This is a genomic window from Kribbella sp. CWNU-51 (assembly GCF_054073265.1).
Genome location: NZ_JBSXMZ010000031.1, coordinates 48,414 through 67,553 on the forward strand (window position 1 = coordinate 48,414; position 19,140 = coordinate 67,553).

General features: G+C 68.5%; 17 protein-coding genes and 1 pseudogene. 11 read left to right on the forward strand and 7 right to left on the reverse strand.

Annotated elements, in window-relative coordinates:
- The first annotated feature begins 21 nt into the window (after positions 1-21).
- The 9 genes from ACXC9Q_RS29005 to ACXC9Q_RS29045 all read left to right on the forward strand — a co-directional run bounded on the left by ACXC9Q_RS29005 (position 22) and on the right by ACXC9Q_RS29045 (position 8,603).
- Complete coding sequence (locus ACXC9Q_RS29005) at positions 22-486, forward strand: type II toxin-antitoxin system VapC family toxin (RefSeq protein ID WP_457059800.1); 465 nt, start codon at positions 22-24, stop codon at positions 484-486.
- Positions 487-584: 98 nt separating this feature from the next.
- Positions 585-1,568, forward strand: coding sequence for a UDP-N-acetylglucosamine 4,6-dehydratase (inverting) (gene pseB / locus ACXC9Q_RS29010; RefSeq protein WP_457059801.1), 984 nt, complete (start codon positions 585-587; stop codon positions 1,566-1,568).
- A 2-nt stretch (positions 1,569-1,570) separates the two neighbouring features.
- Positions 1,571-2,695 (forward strand): aminotransferase class I/II-fold pyridoxal phosphate-dependent enzyme, encoded by a 1,125-nt coding sequence (locus tag ACXC9Q_RS29015; protein WP_457059802.1) that lies wholly within the window; start codon positions 1,571-1,573, stop codon positions 2,693-2,695.
- A gap of 10 nt (positions 2,696-2,705) precedes the next feature.
- Positions 2,706-4,136: a hypothetical protein gene (locus ACXC9Q_RS29020; RefSeq protein WP_457059803.1), complete on the forward strand. Its 1,431-nt coding sequence runs from the start codon at positions 2,706-2,708 to the stop codon at positions 4,134-4,136.
- Positions 4,136-4,951, forward strand: a complete 816-nt coding sequence (locus ACXC9Q_RS29025) for a hypothetical protein (RefSeq protein WP_457059804.1) — start codon at positions 4,136-4,138, stop codon at positions 4,949-4,951. Before ACXC9Q_RS29020 ends, ACXC9Q_RS29025 begins: the two co-directional genes overlap by 1 nt.
- Positions 4,939-5,676 (forward strand): cytidylyltransferase domain-containing protein, encoded by a 738-nt coding sequence (locus ACXC9Q_RS29030; protein ID WP_457059806.1) that lies wholly within the window; start codon positions 4,939-4,941, stop codon positions 5,674-5,676. The genes ACXC9Q_RS29025 and ACXC9Q_RS29030 overlap by 13 nt, the downstream gene beginning before the upstream one ends.
- 38 nt (positions 5,677-5,714) lie before the next feature.
- Positions 5,715-6,530, forward strand: a complete 816-nt coding sequence (locus ACXC9Q_RS29035) for a class I SAM-dependent methyltransferase (RefSeq protein ID WP_457059807.1) — start codon at positions 5,715-5,717, stop codon at positions 6,528-6,530.
- Positions 6,531-6,618: 88 nt separating this feature from the next.
- On the forward strand, positions 6,619-6,960 hold the full coding sequence (locus ACXC9Q_RS29040; protein WP_329483666.1) for a DUF485 domain-containing protein: 342 nt from the start codon (positions 6,619-6,621) through the stop codon (positions 6,958-6,960).
- The gene (locus tag ACXC9Q_RS29045) at positions 6,957-8,603 is read left to right on the forward strand and encodes a solute symporter family protein (RefSeq protein WP_457059808.1); all 1,647 of its coding nucleotides are present in this window, start codon (positions 6,957-6,959) and stop codon (positions 8,601-8,603) included. Before ACXC9Q_RS29040 ends, ACXC9Q_RS29045 begins: the two co-directional genes overlap by 4 nt.
- Before the next feature lie 45 nt (positions 8,604-8,648).
- Here ACXC9Q_RS29045 and ACXC9Q_RS29050 read toward each other — a convergent pair whose 3' ends face one another.
- The gene (locus ACXC9Q_RS29050) at positions 8,649-9,305 is read right to left on the reverse strand and encodes a winged helix-turn-helix transcriptional regulator (RefSeq protein ID WP_457059809.1); all 657 of its coding nucleotides are present in this window, start codon (positions 9,303-9,305) and stop codon (positions 8,649-8,651) included.
- 49 nt (positions 9,306-9,354) lie between these two features.
- On the opposite strand from ACXC9Q_RS29050, the gene ACXC9Q_RS29055 reads away from it, so the two are divergent.
- Together ACXC9Q_RS29055 and ACXC9Q_RS29060 are read left to right on the forward strand one after the other, a co-directional pair.
- Entirely contained in the window at positions 9,355-9,789 is a 435-nt protein-coding gene (locus tag ACXC9Q_RS29055; RefSeq protein ID WP_457059810.1) for a hypothetical protein, read from the forward strand.
- A 164-nt stretch (positions 9,790-9,953) separates the two neighbouring features.
- Positions 9,954-13,544 (forward strand): discoidin domain-containing protein, encoded by a 3,591-nt coding sequence (locus tag ACXC9Q_RS29060; protein ID WP_457059811.1) that lies wholly within the window; start codon positions 9,954-9,956, stop codon positions 13,542-13,544.
- A gap of 172 nt (positions 13,545-13,716) precedes the next feature.
- On the opposite strand, the gene ACXC9Q_RS29065 is transcribed toward ACXC9Q_RS29060, so the two are convergent.
- The 6 genes and pseudogenes from ACXC9Q_RS29065 to acs form a co-directional block, all read right to left on the reverse strand.
- Positions 13,717-14,160, reverse strand: a complete 444-nt coding sequence (locus ACXC9Q_RS29065; RefSeq protein ID WP_457059812.1) for a MarR family winged helix-turn-helix transcriptional regulator — start codon at positions 14,158-14,160, stop codon at positions 13,717-13,719.
- Positions 14,139-14,525, reverse strand: a pseudogene (locus ACXC9Q_RS29070) (hypothetical protein); the annotation flags it as partial. The gene ACXC9Q_RS29065 and the pseudogene ACXC9Q_RS29070, both read right to left, overlap by 22 nt.
- 42 nt (positions 14,526-14,567) lie before the next feature.
- Positions 14,568-15,008: a hypothetical protein gene (locus tag ACXC9Q_RS29075; protein WP_457059813.1), complete on the reverse strand. Its 441-nt coding sequence runs from the start codon at positions 15,006-15,008 to the stop codon at positions 14,568-14,570.
- Positions 15,009-15,077: 69 nt separating this feature from the next.
- Positions 15,078-16,475, reverse strand: a complete 1,398-nt coding sequence (locus tag ACXC9Q_RS29080) for an MFS transporter (protein ID WP_457059814.1) — start codon at positions 16,473-16,475, stop codon at positions 15,078-15,080.
- Entirely contained in the window at positions 16,472-17,056 is a 585-nt protein-coding gene (locus ACXC9Q_RS29085; protein ID WP_457059815.1) for a helix-turn-helix domain-containing protein, read from the reverse strand. Before ACXC9Q_RS29085 ends, ACXC9Q_RS29080 begins: the two co-directional genes overlap by 4 nt.
- 118 nt (positions 17,057-17,174) lie before the next feature.
- Positions 17,175-19,109, reverse strand: a complete 1,935-nt coding sequence (gene acs, locus ACXC9Q_RS29090) for an acetate--CoA ligase (protein WP_457059927.1) — start codon at positions 19,107-19,109, stop codon at positions 17,175-17,177.
- Between the last annotated feature and the right edge of the window lie 31 nt (positions 19,110-19,140).

The window sequence follows — 19,140 nt, forward strand, 5'->3', positions numbered from 1 at the left end:
GCTTTCGGCCGCGGACCCCGGGTGAGAATCCGCTCCGGGCTGCTCGGCGCGCGGCGCGCCGACCCCGCGGCCGGCGAGCAGCCCGTGACCCTCGTCGACACCCGCGTGCTGCTCGACATCCTGACCGACGACCGCGAGTGGGGCGAGTGGTCCGCGACCGCGGTGGCGGACGCCCGGGACCAGGGCGAGCTGGTGATCAACCCGATCGTCTACGCCGAGGTATCGGCCGGATTCGACCGGATCGAGGACGTCGACGCCGCGCTCCCGGTCGGCGACTTCCGGCGCGAACCGCTGCCGTTCCCGGCCGGATTCCTGGCCGCGCACGCCTTCGTGGCCTACCGGCGCCGCGGCGGCGTGAAGACCTCGCCGCTGCCGGATTTCTACATCGGCGCACATGCCGCGGTGCAGCGCTATCAGGTGATCACCCGCGACCACCGTCCGTTCCGGACGTACTTCCCCAGCGTTCGTTTGATCACGCCCGGCTGAGACGCGGGATTGAGAGAGCGGCGGGACGGGCAGCTATTGTTCGAATCTGCACTGCGCGTACGGTGCTAGGAACTGTCCGTCAGAAGGGTCCCGCTCGAGTGTCCATCCTCACCGGCTCCGACATCCTCGTCACCGGAGGCACCGGATCCTTCGGCCGGGCGTTCGTCCGGCACGCGCTGGACCAGCTGAACCCGCGCCGGATCATCGTCTTCAGCCGCGACGAGCTCAAGCAGTGGGAGGTCCGCCAGCTGTTCGGCGACGATCCCCGGCTGCGGTTCTTCCTCGGCGACGTCCGGGATCGGTCACGGCTGCTGCGCGCCATGCACCGGGTCGACTACGTCATCCACGCGGCCGCCCTGAAGCAGGTCGACAGCGGTGAGTACAACCCGTGGGAGTTCGTCCAGACCAACGTGGTCGGTTCGCAGAACGTCATCGAGGCTTCGATCGACTCCGGCGTCAAGCGGGTGGTCGCGCTGTCCACCGACAAGGCGTCCAGCCCGATCAACCTGTACGGCGCGACCAAGCTGACCGCGGACAAGCTGTTCATCAACGGCAACCACTACGCGGCGGCGTACGACACCCGCTTCAGTGTGGTCCGGTACGGCAACGTGATGGGCAGCCGCGGCTCGATCATCCCGAAGTTCCGGGCCCTGCACGCGGCCGGCCAGTCGCTGCCGATCACCGACCTGCGCTGCACCCGGTTCCTGATCACGCTGCCGCAGGCGGTCGAGTTCGTGGTCGACTCGTTCGACCTGATGACCGGCGGCGAGCTGTACGTGCCGCGGATCCCGTCGATGAAGGTGACCGACCTGGCCGAGGCGATCGCGCCCGTCGCGAAGATGCACGACATGGGTCTGCGCCCGGGCGAGAAGCTGCACGAGGAGATGATCAGCCCGGAGGAAGGCCGGCGCGCACTCGCGCTCGGCCACCGGTTCGTGCTCCAGCCCGACCTGGCCAGCTGGGGCTACCTCCCGCCGGCCAACGGCATCCCGGTGGCGGACGGGTTCCACTACGCGTCGGACACCAACGACCTGTGGTACTCGATCGACGAGATCCGCAAGATCCTGGAGAGCGACGTCTAGCAATGTTGCCGTACGGACGTCAGTCCATTTCTGAGGCGGACATCGAGGCGGTCACCGCCGTACTCCGCGGCGATTGGCTCACGACCGGTCCGGCTGTCACGGCCTTCGAGAACGCCGTCTCGGGGTTGGCCGGCGGACACCGCACGGTCAGTTGTACGTCGGGGACCGCGGCCCTGCACATCGCCTACGCCGCACTCGGCGTGGGACCGGGTGACGAGGTCGTCACCACCCCGATGACCTTTGTGGCAACGGCATCCTGTGCGGCGATGCTCGGGGCGAAGGTGGTCTTCGCGGACGTCGACGAGGACACCGCATTGATCGATCCCTCGGCCGTCGAGGCGGCGCTGACCGAGCGCACGAAGGTAATCGCGGCCGTCGACTACGCCGGCCAGGCCGCGGAGTACGCCGTACTGCAGCCGCTGGCGGACCGGGTCGGCGCGCGGACCCTCGCCGACGCGGCGCACTCGATCGGTGGTTTCGCCGACGGCCGTCCGGTCGGGGATCTGGCCGACGTGACCACGATGTCGTTCTTCCCGACCAAGAACCTCACCACCGGCGAAGGCGGCGCGGTGGTCTGCAAGGACCCGTCGATCGGCCAACGCGCGCACGAGTTCCACTTCATCGGCCTCGTCCGCGACCCGGACCGGTTCGAGATCAGCGACGAGGGCCCGTGGCATCAAGAGGTGCACGAGTACGGCGTGAACTACCGGCTCACCGACCTCGGGGCCGCGCTCGGGTTGTCGCAGCTCACCCGGCTCGCAGCCTTCAAGCGCCGCCGGGCCGAGATCACCGCCCGCTACAACGAGGCGTTCCACGGCGTGGACGGCCTGCGTACGCCGGTGCAGCGGGCCGGCGTGGATCCGGCGTGGCATCTCTATCCGGTCCGCGTCCTCGGCGGCCACCGCCGCGAGGTGTTCGAAGGCATGCGGGCGGCGGGCATCGGCGTCCAGGTGAACTACATTCCGGTGTACTGGCACCCGGTGTTCGCACGGCAGGGGTACCGGCGCGGCCTGTGCCCGAACGCCGAGGCTTTCTACGCCGAGGAGCTGTCCCTCCCACTCTTCCCGGATCTCACCGACGGTGATGTCGACCGGGTGATCGACACCCTCTTGAAGCTGGTTGGCTAACGTGACCGATGTGACCCGATCGAATCTGATCGGCGGAGAGATGCTCAACTGGTCGGATCTGCACCCGGTCGACGCCCGCCCCGCGGCCGCCGGACCCGCAGCCACAGCACTCCTGGCCGCCGCCCTCCAGCCCGGAGACTCCGTGCTGATCGCCGGCCCGCACGCCGCCGACGTGATCACCGCTGTCGCCGCCCGGGTCACCTCGGTCGACCTGCTGCTGCGCTCCGCCCCGGACGCGGAGGAGATCGCCGAACTCCTCGACGAGACCAAGGGCCAGGTCTTCTGCGGCGCCCTCGACCGCTTCGGTGCCGACGAGACGTACGACGTGATCGTCGCGCTCGACGGCCTCGAGCGGCTCGTCGGCCCGGACACCCCGAAGCTGACCTGGACCGAGGCCCTCGCCCGTCTCCGGTCCCGGCTCACTCCCGCCGGCCGGCTACTCCTCGGCGCCCAGAACTCCTTCGGCGTCGAACGTTTGATCCAGCCCGCGATCACGGCGGCCCTCCCCCGCGACGAGGACTGGGCCCGCGACGTAGCCGACACCGCTCCCGCCGGCATCAAACCGCTGCAGGCCGCGCTGCGCGACGCAGGTGTCGAGATCGCTCAGACCTACGCAGTCTTCCCGTCCCTGGTCGAAGCCCAACTCGCTGTGACCTCGGTGCATGGTCTGGCGGCTGTCGCCGCCGCCAGGACGGTTGCCGCACGCAACGCGGGCCCGACGCTGATGGACCCCTACCGCCTGGTGCTGGACGCAACTGAGGCGGGCCTGGGCAGGGACCTCGCACCCGCGTGGTACTTCGTCGGCGGAGCCGACGGCAATGCGCCCAGCGACCACCCGGAGGGCGCCGCCTCCCCCAGCCCCAGCGTGCTTCCGGAGGGCGCAGTCCCCACCGGTTCCGGTGTCCTCTTGGAGGAGCACCTTCTTAATGCCTTGCGGGTTGATGACCAGGCGACTTTGCGCCGGATCATTGCTGACTACGTTGCCTGGCTCGGCGGCGGGGGCGCGGGATCGCCGGACAACGTGATCCTCGACGGGGCGTCGTACCGGCTGTTCGGGGAGGCGCAGGACGGGGATGTGGTCACGCATCTCAGCCGGTTCGCGCGGCGGGTGCTGGAAAGTGGCTCACGGCAACCATGGCCTGCGGGTGGCGACCCGCAGGCGTTGACGGCACGGCTGGCGTCGATGGCCGGGATCACCGTGACAGAAGAGGTTTCGGCCTCGGCCGAGGTGATCCGGCCGATGGGGAGTGCCGAGCAGCTCGCGACCGTGGCGCGGCTCGCGGATGAGCTGGCGCACGCGAGTGCGCGGGCGATCCTGTTCGAGGGTACGGTCAGTGGGATCCGCCGGTCGCTGCCCTACCGGGTCGGCCACGCAGTGCTCAACCCGGCGCGGGTGATCCGCCGCCGCGCGAGGCGCCTGCTGCGGAAGGTGCGCCGCTGATGCACCACGCGAACCACTTCTACGGGCACGCCAACATCATGGCGTCGTACGCCGGACTCGCGAAGCCGCCGCGGATCTGGGGCTACCTGCAGCACGGCTGGAACATCCTGGACGGCTTCGCCCACGGCACCACCTTCGCACCCGGGACGCCGAAGTTCGTCTGGTCCGACAGCGTCCGCCGGCGCGGCCACTCGATGGGCCTGCGCAACTACTCGGTGATCGGATCGGTCTGGCTCTACCTGCTCGAGGTACACCCCGAGCTCGCCACGCCGGCAAAAGGTGCCGCAGGCACCATCTTCTACCCGTTCCACGGCTGGGAAGGCCAGCACGTGCTGGGCGACCACGGCCGGCTCATTGCCTCGATCAACGAGCATGAGGCCGGCCCGGTGACCGTCTGCCTGTACTGGAACGAGTACGAGAAGCAGGAGATCCGCAACCTCTACCAGGAGGCGGGCTTCCGCGTCATCACCCATGGCTACCGGGGCCTGCACTGGCGCCAGACCGACGCCAAGTTCCTGGTCAAACAGTTGCGCGAACTCCGCAGACACACGCGCGTCGCGTCCAACCGGCTCAGTTCCGCCGTCCTGTACGGCGCGTCGATCGGCCTGCAACCGGGGGTCTACGGCGACCCGATGGTGCTGGAACACGAACATCCCTCGTTCGGCGGCCAGGCCAGGATCAAGCGGCTCTGGCCGGAGCTGGACCAGCCGTTCGTGCCGCCAGCGATCGCCCGTGAGTTCACCGACACCGAGCTGGGCGCCGGCCATCTCGCCGGCCCGGCCGAGATCCGGGAGTTGTTCCGATGGAACCCCTGACCATTGGCATCGTCACGCAGGTCCGGGTGACCAGCTCGCGGCTGCCGGCCAAAGTCCTGCTGAGCGTCCGCGGCCGGACCTATCTCGAGCATCACCTCGACCGGCTGCGCGGCACCGGACTTCCGGTGATCGTGGCGACCACCACGAACTTCAACGACGACGTTGTGCTGGACGTGGCCGAGCACGCCGGGGTCCCGGTCTTCCGCGGCAGCGAGGACGACGTCCTGAGCCGCTTCGCCGGCGCGGCCCGCGAGCACGGTCTGGACGGGATCGTCCGGGTGACGTCGGACTGCCCGCTGATCGATCCGGAGGTCGTTGCCGCCGGCGTCAACCGCTGGCGGACCGAGAACGACCTCGATCTCTACATCTCGAACTGCCTCGAGCGGACCTACCCGCGGGGCATGGACTACGAGATCTTCTCCGCGGCCCGGCTGTACGACGCCGAGGCCAACGCGACCCTGCGACCTGACCGTGAGCATGTGACGCCGTACCTGCATCAGAACCGGTCCGGCGAGATGCGGTTGCTGAACCAGCCCTGGTCCGGCGGCGGAGCGCAGTACCGGCTGACCCTGGACACCCCGGACGACTGGAAGTTGCTCGACGCCCTCATCGAGGACTTCGACGCGACCACCCTGAACTGCGCCGAACTGGTCGCGATCCTCGACGCGAATCCGCAATTGGCCACGCTCAACGCCCACATCGAACAGAAGAAGCTCGGCGAGTGAGAGCGCGCGAGGCTGCGGCTACGGCATGATTTGCGGTGATGACCACCGATGATCCAGGTTCCGAGCCGGCGAACGAGGCCCGCGCGAAGTCGTTCGGCGCAGTAGCGGCCGCGTACGACGCCGGCCGGCCGACGTTCCCGGGTGAGGCGCTGAGCTGGATCCTGGGCCCGGGCCGCGGACTGCAGGTCCTGGATCTGGGCGCCGGCACCGGCAAGCTCGCCGCGGTGGCCGCCGGGCTCGGGCACGATGTGGTCGCGGTCGACCCGTCGCAGGAGATGCTCGAGGTCTGCCGCCGGCGATCCGGCATCGACACCATGGTCGGTGCGGCCGAGTCGATCCCGCTCGCGCACGCGTCGGTGGACGCGGTGATCGTCGGTCAGGCCTTCCACTGGTTCGACCATGCCCGCGCGCTGCCCGAGATCGCCCGCGTCCTGCGGCCGAACGGCGTACTCGGCCTGCTCTGGAACAACGCCGACACCGTCGTCCCCTGGGTCCGGCGGATGGTGCACGCGATGCAGGGCAGTGACCACATCGGCGGCGACCGGTTCGACCCGATGCCGATCCTGCTGCAGTCGGATCTGTTCGCCCTGGTGGAGACCGCCCGGTTCCGGCACTGGCAGGACCTGGACCGGATGGGCCTGCGGCAGCTGGCCCTGTCGCACTCCCGGATCGCGGTCCTGACCGAGTCCCGTCGTGAGGCGGTGCTCGACCAGGTCGACGCTCTCTACGACACCACCGCGCGTCCACCGGAGCCGCTGCGGATGCCGTATTTCACCGACTGTTACCGCGCTCGTCCCAGCGATCTGGCGAATTACCGCCGTACTCTCGACGCTCCGGTCGCCCCGCATCTCTAAAAGGGCGAAACGTTTTGGTTGCGGTAGGTCACAAACCCGCGACTTGCGGCTAACGTGCACCTGTTCGTGTCCAGCAAAAGGGGATCTCATGGACGAGCAAATGGTGCGCGAGCGCGACGCCCGCGCCTATGAGGCGGTGTACGAGACAGCCGACTTCACCGAGCTGCGACGGCGCTACAAGAACTTCGTCGTGCCGTGGACCATCACGTTCATGGCCTGGTACCTGGCCTACGTCGCCTGCTGCAACTGGGCCCGCGACTTCATGGACCACAAGGTGGTCGGGCACGTCAACGTGGCGCTGATCTTCGGCCTGCTGCAGTTCGTGTCCACCTTCGTGATCGCCGCGCTGTACGGCCGGTTCGCGAACCGGAAGCTCGATCCGCTCGCCCAGGGGCTCAACGCCAAGTACAAGAGGGAGCGCCGCCGGTGAGCGCAATTCCTGTGTTGTTGCCCCTGGCCGACGCCGAGCCGGGCAACCGGGCGCTGACCATCTCGCTGTTCGGCGCGATCGTCGCCGTGACGCTGTATATCACCTGGTGGGCGTCCCGGCAGAACAAGACCGCCGCCGACTACTACGCCGGCGGCCGCTCGTTCAGCGGTGCGCAGAACGGCCTCGCCATCTCCGGTGACTACATGTCCGCGGCGTCGTTCCTCGGCATCTCCGGCTCGATCGCGCTCTACGGGTACGACGGCTTCCTGTACTCGATCGGGTTCCTGGTGGCCTGGCTGGTGGCGCTGCTGCTGGTCGCCGAGCTGCTGCGGAACTCGGGCCGGTTCACGATGGCCGACCAGCTCGCGTACCGGATGCGGCAGCGGCCGGTCCGGACCGCGGCCGCCACCTCCACGATCGTGGTGTCGATCTTCTACCTGCTGGCCCAGATGGTCGGCGCCGGCGCGCTGGTCGGGCTGCTGCTCGGCGTCAAGAACGAGGGCTTGAAGGCCGGCGTGATCATCCTGGTCGGCGCGCTGATGATCATCTACGTGACCTTCGGCGGCATGAAGGGCACCACCTGGGTGCAGATCGTCAAGGCCGTGCTGCTGATGGCCGGCGCGGTCCTGATCACCTTCCTGGTGCTGCTGAAGTTCCACTTCAACCTCTCCGATCTGCTCGGCGCGGCCTCGGCGAAGTCCGGCAAGGGCGAGGCGTTCCTGCAGCCCGGACTGCTGTACGGCAAGGACCTGACCGGTCAGATCGACTTCCTGTCGCTGGGCCTCGCGCTGGTCCTCGGTACGGCGGGTCTGCCGCACATTCTGATCCGCTTCTACACCGTGCCGGACGCGCGGGCCGCGCGGCGGTCGGTGCAATGGGCCATCGGTCTGATCGGCGCGTTCTACCTGATGACGCTGGCCCTCGGGTTCGGCGCCGCCGCGCTGCTGGATACCGGCAAGGGTTCGGCCGTCGCCGAGTCGAAGGGCAACGTCGCCTCGCCGCTGCTGGCCGAGTCCGTCGGCGGTGGCGCGGATTCGCTGGGCGGCTCGATCCTGCTCGCGCTGATCGCGGCAGTGGCGTTCGCGACCATTCTCGCGGTGGTCGCCGGTCTGACCTTGACCTCGGCGTCGTCGTTCGCGCACGACCTCTACGCCAACGTCATCGCGAAGGAGAAGCCGTCTGAGAAGAGCGAGCTGCGGGTGGCCCGGTTCGCCGCGATCGGGATCGGCGCGGTCTCGATCGCGCTAGCGATCCCGGCGCAGAAGCTGAACATCGCGTTCCTGGTCGCACTCGCCTTCGCGGTCGCAGCCTCGGCGAACCTGCCGGCGCTGCTGTTCAACCTGTTCTGGAAGCGGTTCAACACCGCGGGCGCGGTCTGGAGCATCTACGGCGGCTTGATCTCGGCCGTCGTCCTGGTGGTGTTCTCACCGGTGGTGTCCGGCAAGCCGACCTCGATGATCACCAGCGCCGACTTCGCCTGGTTCCCGTTGTCGAACCCGGGGATCGTGTCGATCCCACTCGGCTTCCTGTTCGGCATCCTGGGCACGTACCTCGGCCGGGACAAGTCGAGCGAGGACCGCTACCACGAGCTCTCCGTCCGGTCCCACACCGGCGCCGGCGCGGAAGGCGTCGCGAAGCACTAGTTCTGGCACTCAAAGGGCCGGTTCGCGTTCTGCGAGCCGGCCCTTTCAGTTGATCTGGAAGATCGTCGCGAACACGTCCAGATCCGCGGCGCTTGCCTGCTGGCCGACGATCCCGTCGGCGCGGGCTTTCGCGCCGTCGATCGCGCCGGTCAGGAGCGGTGTCAGCGGCGCCATCGCCTCGACGACGACCACGGTGGCCGGCGCGGGCTCGGGGAACGGGCCGGGCGCCGCCGTCAGCGTCGGGCCGGAGCAGAGCGCGTGCACGACGATGTCGCCGAAGCGCAGTTCGTAGGCGAGCTTGCCGGTCCCGCGCTTCAGAGGGTGGTACGTCGACCGCAGCGCCATCACCAGCGAGTCCGCCGTGGCGATCTCGCCAGGCCGGAGCTCCCCGAGTGACCGCGCTCCCCAGCGGCCGAGCGCGAGTACGACGGGCTCCAGGTCCAGCCCGTACGGCGTGAGCTCGTAGAGGATCGCACCCGACGGCCGGGGCTGCACGTGGCGCTCGACCAGGCCGGCGCTCTCGAGCTCCTTGAGCCGGGTGGCGAGGACGTTGGTCGGGATCTTCGGCAGGCCGGAGCGCAGATCCGTGTACCGCTTCGGGCCGACCAGCAGGTCGCGGACGATCAGCAGCGCCCAGCGCTCCCCGACGAGCTCGAGCGCCCGGGCGACCCCGCAGTACTGGCCGTAGGTCTTCGTCGTCATGGCTCCAGTCTACTTGACAGAGTCTGCTTGTTTTTTACAAGCTTGCTTCATGACGACGATGACGAAGCAGCAGCGCGAGGAGTTCCTGGCCGGTCAGCACATCGGGGTGGTGAGCGTGGGCCGGCCCGACGGGTTGCCGCCGACCACCGTGCCGACGTTCTACGCGTACGAGCCGGACGGCGCGCTGACGATGTTCACCAACACCCAGGGCCGGACGACCGCCCGCGGCGAGGCGATCAAGTCGGCGGGCGTCGTCACGTTCCTGGTCCAGGAGGAGACCTGGCCGGCGAAGTACGTCGCGGTCAAGGCGACGCTCGACTCGGCCACCCGGCCGACGATCGAGCAGATGCTGACGATCACGCGCCGGTACATGCCCGAGGAGGCCGCGCAGCAGTTCGCGCACGCCGAGGTCGACAACCCGGACAGCACCATCGTCTTCTTCAGGTTCACCCCGACCCGCTGGTTCTCCGGCGACTACTCCTGAGCCCGGAAAACCCCACGAAGCGTCATGAAGCGTTGACGGTCGCGTAGCGGTGCCGTAACAATGAGCCAGCGCTGCGCAAGAAATGAGCAGAAGTAGAGCAAGTTTCCGACTTTGCGTGGCGGCTATTCCCTTGCGCCCTCACCCCCCGCCCACCAGGAGAGGCCATGCGAATCCCGAAGTGGCGGCTGCCAACCGCCCTGCTCGCCGCGAGTCTCGCGCTCGCGGCCGCCCCGCTCGTCCACCCGACCCCGGCCGGCACCGCGGCCGCCGCCGTACTGGCCGGACCGAACCTCGCCGCCGGCAAGGCCGCGTCGGCCAGCAGCGTCACCCAGACCTACGTCGCGTCGAATGTGACCGACGGCAACCAGGGCACCTACTGGGAGAGCGCCAACAACGCGTTCCCGCAGTGGGTCCAGGTCGACCTCGGCTCGTCCGTCGCGACCAACCAGGTCGTGCTCAAGCTGCCGACCGCGAACTGGGGTGCCCGCAACGAAACCCTCGCGGTCCAGGGCAGCACCGACGGGCAGAACTTCACCGACCTGTCCGCGTCCGCCTCCCGCGCGTTCAATCCGCCGGGCAACACCGTGACGATCGACTACGGCACCGCGACCGCGCGCTACGTCCGGATCCGGATCACCGACAACACCGGCTGGCCGGCCGGACAGCTGTCCGAACTCGAGGTCTACGGTCCGGCGACCGGTGACACCCAGGCTCCCACCGCCCCGGGCAACCTGGCCTTCACCGAACCCGGCACCGGCCAGATCCGGCTCACCTGGAACGCCTCGACCGACAACGTCGGCGTCACCGGATACGACGTGTACGCCAACGGGCAACTGCGGACCAGCGTGGCCGGCACTGTGCTCACCTACACGGACAACCAGCCGGGCAGCGCGTCGATCACGTACTACGTTCGCGCGAAAGATGCCGCTGGCAACCAATCGCCGAACAGCAACACGGTGACCCGCAACGGCAGCAGTGGACCGGGCAGCAACCTCGCGCTGGGCAAGCCGATCACCGCATCCGGGTACACGTTCACCTATGTCCCGGCCAACGCCAACGACGACAACGTCCAGACCTACTGGGAGGGCGACGCCAATCCGGCCACGCTGACCACGCAGCTCGGCGCGAACGCGGACCTCAGCTCGATCGTGATCCGGCTCAACCCGGACTCGGCCTGGGGACCACGGACGCAGACCTTCTCGATCCTCGGGCGGGAGCAGAGCGCGTCCGGGTTCACCACGATCGTCCCAAGCGCGGCGTACAACTTCAGCCCGGCGAGCGGGAACAGCGTGACGATCCCGGTCAGCGCGCGGGTGGCCGACGTACGGCTGAACTTCACCGGCAACACCGGCGCACCGGCCGGCCAGGTCGCCGAACTCCAGGTGATGGGCGTGCCGGCACCGAACCCGGACCTCACCCTCTCCACCGTGTCCTGGACGCCGACCTCGCCGGTCGAGACGGACACGATCACGGTCCGCACGACCGTCAACAACGGCGGTACTGCGGGCTCCCCGGCGACCGAAGTTAACTTCTACCTCGGTAACACCAAGGTCGGTACGGCGGCTGTCGGCGCACTCGCGGCCGGGGCGTCGACCACGGTCAGCGCCTCGATCGGCACCCGCGACGCGGGCAGCTACGCCCTCAGCGCGAAGGTCGACGAGTCGAACCTTGTCATCGAGCAGAACGACGGGAACAACACGGCGAATGCGTCCGGACCGTTGGTCGTGACCCCGGTCGCGAGCTCCGACCTGATCGCGGCGGCGGTCAACTGGACGCCGGGCAATCCGGCCGCCGGGAACTCCGTCGCCTTCTCGGTCGCCTTGAAGAACCAGGGCAGCGTCGCATCGGCTTCCGGCGCACATGGCATCACCTTGACAGTGCTCAACGGGGCGAATGTCGTGACCACCTTGAGCGGCTCGTACAACGGGTCGATCGCGGCCGGCGCGACCACTTCTGCTGTTGCCCTCGGCAACTGGACGGCGGTGAACGGTCGCTACACGGTGCGCGTCGTACTCGCGGATGACGCGAACGAACTGCCGGTCAAGCGGACCAACAACACCAGCGAGCGGCCGTTCTTCGTGGGCCGCGGTGCGAACATGCCGTACGACCACATGGAGGCCGAGGACGCCTCCATCGGTGGCGGCGCGTCCGTGATCGGGCCGAACCGGGCCATCGGCGACCTGGCCGGCGAAGCGTCCGGACGGCGCGCGGTGACGCTGAACTCGAACGGCTCGTACGTCGAGTTCACCACCCGGGCCAGCACGAACACCCTCGTCACTCGGTTCTCGATCCCGGACTCGGCGGGCGGTGGCGGTCAGACGTCGTCGATCAGCGTCTACGTGAACGGCAGCTTCGCCAAGACGTTGCCGCTGACGTCGAAGTACTCCTGGCTGTACGGCGCGGAGGCTTCGCCGAACAACTCACCAGGGTCCGGTCCGGCCCGGCACATCTACGACGAAGCCAACATCATGCTGGACCAGACCTACCCGGCCGGGACCAAGATCCGGCTCCAGAAGGATCCGTCGAACGGTACGACGTACTCGATCGACTTCGTCGACACCGAGGCCGCAACGCCGATAGCCAACCCTGGCACGGGTTTCGTGACGCCGGCCGGGTTCACCCAGCAGGACGTGCAGAGCGCGCTCGACCGGGTGCGGCAGGACACCACGCTGCAAGGCGTGTATCTGCCGGCGGGTGACTACCAGACGTCGTCGAAGTTCACCGTGTACGGCAAGGCGATCAAGGTGGTCGGCGCGGGACCGTGGTTCACCCGCTTCGTGGCACCGCAGACCCAGTCGAACACCGACGTCGGCTTCGACGCGCAGTCGTCCGCGAACGGATCGACGTTCAGCGGGTTTGCGTACTTCGGCAACTACGACAGCCGCAACGACGGACCGGGCAAGGTGTTCAACTTCGCGAACACCTCGAACATGACCATCGACAACGTCTGGGCCGAACACCAGATGTGCCTGTACTGGGGCGCGAACACCGACAACTCGGTGATCAAGAACTCGCGGATCCGGGACTCGTTCGCCGACGGCATCAACATGACGAACGGCTCGGCCGGCAACACCGTCAGCAACAACGACGCCCGGTCCACCGGGGACGACAGTTTCGCGCTCTTCAACGCCACCGACAACGGCGGCGGCGAGGTCCGGGACAACGTCTTCGAGAACCTGTCCGCGTCGCTGACCTGGCGGGCCGCCGGCTTCGCGGTGTACGGCGGGACGAACAACGTGTTCCGCAACCTGTACGCCGCGGACATGCTCACCTATCCGGGCATCACGATCAGCTCACTCGACTTCGGCATCCCGATGAACGGCTTCGGCGCGACCCCGCCGACCCAGTTCCAGAACGTCTCCGTGGTGCGGTCCGGCGGTCACTTCTGGGGCAACCAGGCGTTCCCCGGGATCTGGATCTTCTCGACGTCGAAGATCTTCCAGGGCATCCGCGTCAGTGATGTCGACATCGTCGATCCGACGTACAGCGGCATCATGTTCCAGACCAACTACGTCGGCGGGCAACCACAGTTCCCGGTCGCCGACACCGTCCTGACCAACGTCACCATCTCCGGCGCGCAGAAGATCGGCGACGCCTTCGACGCCAAGTCCGGCTTCGGCATCTGGGCCAACGAACTCCCCGAACCAGGCCAGGGACCAGCCGTCGGCAACGTCACCTTCAACAACCTCACCCTCACCAACAACGCAGTAGACATCCGCAACACCACCACAACCTTCACCATCACCCGCAACTGACCACAGGGGCCGCCGGACACCCTCTCCGGCGGCCCCTGCCCGAGCCCGGCTCGCCCGACCGTCGTCGCGGGGTCTTTGTGGAACAAAATTGTCACTGGGTGCACATTTGTTTCCACAGATAGCTCGTTGTTCGCGGGGCCCCGCATTACGGTTTCGGGGTGCCTGGCCTTTGTTAGAGGTCGTCGGCGAGGCGGGACAGGGCTTGGCCGGCGTTGAGGATCAGGGCTTGGTCGGCTTCGTCGAGGCGGTGGAGGAGTTTGGCCAACTCGTCGGCGGCCTGGCGGCCGGAGGCTTCGACCGTCGCGACGCCGGCTTCGGTGAGGACGACCGCGGTGGCCCGGCCGTCGACGGGGTCGGGCTCGCGGCGAACGAGCCCGGCCTCCTCGAGGGACGCGACCGTCGTGGTCGCGGTGGGCTGTGAGCACGGCATCCGGGCGGCGATCTCGCCGATCCGGATCGGTTGCTCGTCGGCGATCAGCATCAGCGCCAGGAACTGCGTCGGGTGCAGATCCGTGGTGGTTCTGCTCCGGCGCAGGTGCCTGACGATCCGGTGCATGCTCACCAGCAGTTGCAGGGTCTCCTGCGCCATCGCGATCACCTCCGAAGGAAGCGCCATCCTGGCACAGCTGAGAGCGATCTCCTATGACTGGTTCCAGCAGATGTCCGGCTTGTAGAGATCCAGCCACGTCGCCAGGGACAACGTTTGCTCCAAGTGCCTGCGGGCTTCCGGGGCAGCTGAGCGAGCGAGCTGGGTGGCCGCCTCCCGCCGGGACGCCATGTAGGCGATCCACGGGAAGATCTTCGCCTTCCGGACCTCGGCATCGTGAAACGGCGGCGCAGTTCGTCGCGCAGCTCGGTGTAGTTGTAGACCTCACCGCTGTAGACCATGCCGAGGGTGATCGAGCGGCCCTCGGACATCACCTCGGTAGTCATCGGTTGCTCACCGCCGGGCAGGTCGCTGACGGCGAGTCTTCGGTGCCCGAGGGCGACGTGCGGGGCAACGGGCGGATCCGGTGACGAACCTCATAGGTGGACGGCGACCACTCCGAGGGCGAAGGCGAGTCCGGTCAGGCCCAGCATCGTGGTCGCGAGAACGATCAGCCGGCGTTGGAGCGCGGGCACTTCCGCCGCGGTCGCGAACACCCGGCGCGGCCAGTGCCGCCAGGAGACGTACCAGAAGATGCCGGTTGCACAGAGCAACAACAAGCCCTTGACGGCGTGGATCCACCAGTGCTCGTGCTGCATCAGCAGCAGGATCAGACCGCTGAGCGCGATCGCCGCGATCAGCGCGACCACCTTCCAACGATTGCCTGAGGCAATCACCGCGGTGAGTGTCTCGCGGCCCTCCTGATCGGGACCGAAGTACCGCTTCAGCTTCGGCTGGACGACGAACAGCGAATAGGCCATCCCACCGACCCACGCCGCCGCCAGGCCCGCGTGGATGATCGCGACGAGGGCAGTCATGCCCGGCAGCCTAGGCCGTGCGCGGACCAGCCGTCAGGCGGTGACCGCAGGGCGTGTGCGGAGCGGCCGTCAGGCGGTGACCGCCGCGCGCTCGGCGGTGGGCTGCTGACGGTTCATCCCGCGGAAGCTCGGAATCAGCGCCGGCGCCATGGTCGCGGCGAAGTACGCGAGCCCGATCGCCAACTGTGCGGGCGAGAGCCCGATGCCGCTGACCAGGATGCCGCCGAGCACGCCACCCAGAGGCATCAGCGACCAGGACAGAGCGCTGGTCAGCGACGTCACCCGGCCGACCATCTCGCGCGGGATCCGTTCGAACTGGACAGCGCCGAGCACCGGGTTGAGGAAGCCGGAGGACAGTCCGCCGATCGCACACATCGCCAGGATCGCCCACAGCGGGACGCCGAGCGCGAACAGGACGAACCGCGGCAATCCGGTGATCAGGAAGGCGATCAGGTACGTCGCGAACCGGGGCAGCCGCGCGCCGTACGCCGCCGCCACGACCGAGCCGAGCATCGACGCGCCTCCCCAGACCGAGAACACCAGGCCGACGGCACCGGCCCCGGCGCCGGAGTCACGCGCCCAGACCGGGAGCAGGACCGACGACCACGCCATGTCGAGCAGGTTGGTCACGGCCACCATCACGCCCAGGCTCATCAGTACGGCGTCACCGCGCAGGAACCGCCAACCAGCGCGCAACTCCATCGCATACGACGTGCGCTCGGCGACGGACGACGCGACCGCGGGGTCGGCGACGTACGACGTCGGCTCGGCGACGGACGACGCGACCGCGGGGTCGGCGGCGTACGACGCGCGCTCGGGAGCGGCGTACGACGTGGGCTCGGGGGCGACTGACTCGACCACGTCACGCCGGCCGGGGCTGCGGTCGACCAGGCCGCGCGTGGTGAGGACGAGAACGACGGCGCAGACCGCGAACGAGACAGCGTCGACGGCGACCGCGTTCGCCGCGCCGACAGCGACTACCAGACCACCGGCGATCGCGGCGCCGATCATCGTCGCGCCGCGCTCGATGGCCGACGAGAGCCCGGTCGCCCGCTCGTACGGCACGCCGGCGCGCTCGACGAGGGCCGGGATGAGGGCCGTGCCGGCCGCGTCGCCGGGCCCGCGGAGCGCACCCGCGACCGCGACCAGGCCGAGCAGGATCGGGAAGGTGAGCGCGCCGGTGTGGTGCAGCAGCGGGATCATCCCGACCGCGAGGAACGAGACCACGTCGGCGTTGATCGCCATCCGGCGCGGCCCGACCCGGTCGACCAGCGGCCCGCCGAACGCCTTCAGCAGCACCATCGGGGTGATCTCGGCGAAGGCGACGAGTCCGGTCCGCGTCGGGGAGCCGGTCGTCGTGAGCACGAGCCACGGGATGGCGATCATCGAGACCCGCGTGCCGAGCAGGGAGATCGCCTGGGCGGTCAGCCAGCCGTAGAGCGGGACGCGCCGGCTGCTGACACTCATGAGTCCTCTCCCTCCAGGACCACGGTGCCGGGGCGCGGGAAGGCGTTGAGGTTGACCACGAACGAACCGGTGCCGGCCGCTTCCTCGCCGTCCTCGCGCCAGTCGTCGATCAGCTTCGCCAGGGCTTCGACCAATTGCTCGGCACGCTTCGGGGTGAGTCGCAGATGCCAGTCGCTGCTGGTGCTAGCCGCTTGCCACGGCGCCGGGAGGTAGCGCCGCTCCTCGGCGTGCTGCATCAGCGTCTCGGTGTACATCAGCGCGACGGTGTGCAGGTAGGCCTCGGCGCTCTCGGCTTCCTCCTCGCCGGAGCGCGCATCGAGGTCGGCGCGGGTGCTCTCGTGGGCTGCCTTCCACCAGCGGTCACGCGCGTCGCCGCGCTCGGTGTCCTCGGCGATGAACCCGTGCTCGGCCAGCTGACGAAGGTGGTACGACGCGGCGCCGGTGTTGAGCTTGAGCTGCTGAGCGAGCTGAGTCGCCGTCGCCGGCCCCTCGAGCCGGAGCAGCATCAGCATCTTCAGCCGGGTCGGGTGAGACAGCGCCCGGAGCCCGGCGGCGGACGGCGTGATCGCGGAGGATGCCATATCCACAACATATCTTTGCAAAGACCCTTTTGCAAAGGTATGTGTGCAGTTTCCTGGACCCTGCACGCAGAAGGCCCCCGGAGCGATCCAGGGGCCTTCTGAGTGCGACGCGGCGGACCTAGTCCTCGTCGGCCTTGCCGGACTCGAGGTTGGACTTGATCAGGTCCATCACGGTCGAGTCGGCGAGGGTGGTGACGTCGCCGACCTCGCGGTTCTCGGCGACGTCGCGGAGGAGGCGGCGCATGATCTTGCCGGAGCGGGTCTTCGGCAGCTCGGCGACGACCATGATCTGGCGAGGCTTCGCGATCGGGCCGATCTCCTTGGCGACGTGGTTGCGGAGCTCCTGGACGACGTCGGGACCACCGTCACCGGCCTCGGACCTCAAAATCACGAAGGCGGCGATCGCCTGGCCGGTGGTCGGGTCGGACGCACCGACGACCGCGGCCTCGGCGACCTTCGGGTGTGAGACCAGCGCGGACTCGATCTCCGTGGTGGACAGCCGGTGGCCGGACACGTTCATCACGTCGTCGACCCGGCCGAGCAGCCACAGGTCGCCGTCCTCGTCCTTCTTCGCACCGTCACCGGCGAAGTAAACGCCCGGCCAGCGGGACCAGTAGGTCTCGACGAACCGCTGGTCGTCGCCCCACAGCGTGCGCAGCATGGCCGGCCACGGCTTGGTGATGACCAGGTAACCACCTGAACCGTCCGGTACCGACTTGCCCGCGTCGTCGACCACATCCACGCTGACACCCGGGATCGCCTTCATCGCGGCGCCCGGCTTGCCCGCGGTCACGCCCGGCAGCGGCGAGATCATGTGCATGCCGGTCTCGGTCTGCCACCAGGTGTCGACCACCGGCGCCTTGTTCCCGCCGATGTTCTCGCGGTACCAGATGTAGGCCTCCGGGTTGATCGGCTCGCCGACCGACCCGATCACCCGCAGACTCGACAGGTCGAACTTCTCCGGGATGTCCTTGCCCCACTTCATGAAGGTCCGGATCGCGGTCGGCGCGCAGTACAGGATCGAGACCTTGTACTTCTGCACGATCTCCCACCAGCGGCCCTGGTGCGGGGTGTCCGGGGTGCCTTCGTACAGCACGGACGTGGTCGCGTTCGCGAGGGCGCCGTACACGATGTAGCTGTGGCCGGTGACCCAGCCGATGTCGGCGGCGGTCCAGTACACGTCGGTGTCCGGCTTGAGGTCGAACACTCCCCACTGGGTGTACGCCGTACCGACCAGGTAGCCGCCGGTCGTGTGCAGGATGCCCTTGGGCTTGCCGGTGCTGCCGGACGTGTACATCACGTACAGCGGGTGCTCGGCGTCGAAGGCCTCTGGCGTGTGCTCGGCCGACTGCTTCGCGACGAAGTCGTCCCACCACAGGTCGCGGCCGTCCACCATCGCGGTGTCCTGGCCGGTACGGCGCACTACGAGCACGTTGCGCACATCGGGGCAGTCCACCAGCGCGGCGTCCACCGCGGGCTTCAGCGCTGCTGCGGCGCCACGGCGGTAGCCGCCGTCGGAAGTGATCACCACGCGGGCGTCGCAGTCCAGGATGCGGCCCTTCAGCGCGTCCGCGGAGAAGCCGCCGAAGATGACCGTGTGCGGGGCACCGATCCGGGCGCAGGCAAGCATCGCGACCACGGTCTCGGGGATCATCGGCATGTAGATGGCGACGATGTCGCCGGCCTGGACGTTCAGCTCGAGCAGCGCGTTGGCGGCCTGGCTGACCTCGTCCTTGAGCTGGGCGTAGGTGATCTCCCGGGTGTCGCCGGGCTCGCCCTCGAAGTAGTACGCGACCTTGTCGCCGAGGCCGTTCTCCACGTGCCTGTCGACGCAGTTGTACGCCGCGTTCAGCTTGCCGTCGGCGTACCACTTCGCGAACGGCGGGTTGCTCCAGTCCAGCGTCTCGGTCGGCTCGGTGGCCCAGGTCAGCCGCTTGGCCTGCTCGGCCCAGAACCCCTCGAAGTCGGCGGCGGCGCGGTCGTAGGCGTCGGCCTTGAGGTTCGCGTGCGCGGCGAGCTCGGCCGGCGGCTCGAACCTGCGCTCCTCGTGCATCAGGTTCGACAGTGCCTCGGACTGGCCCCCT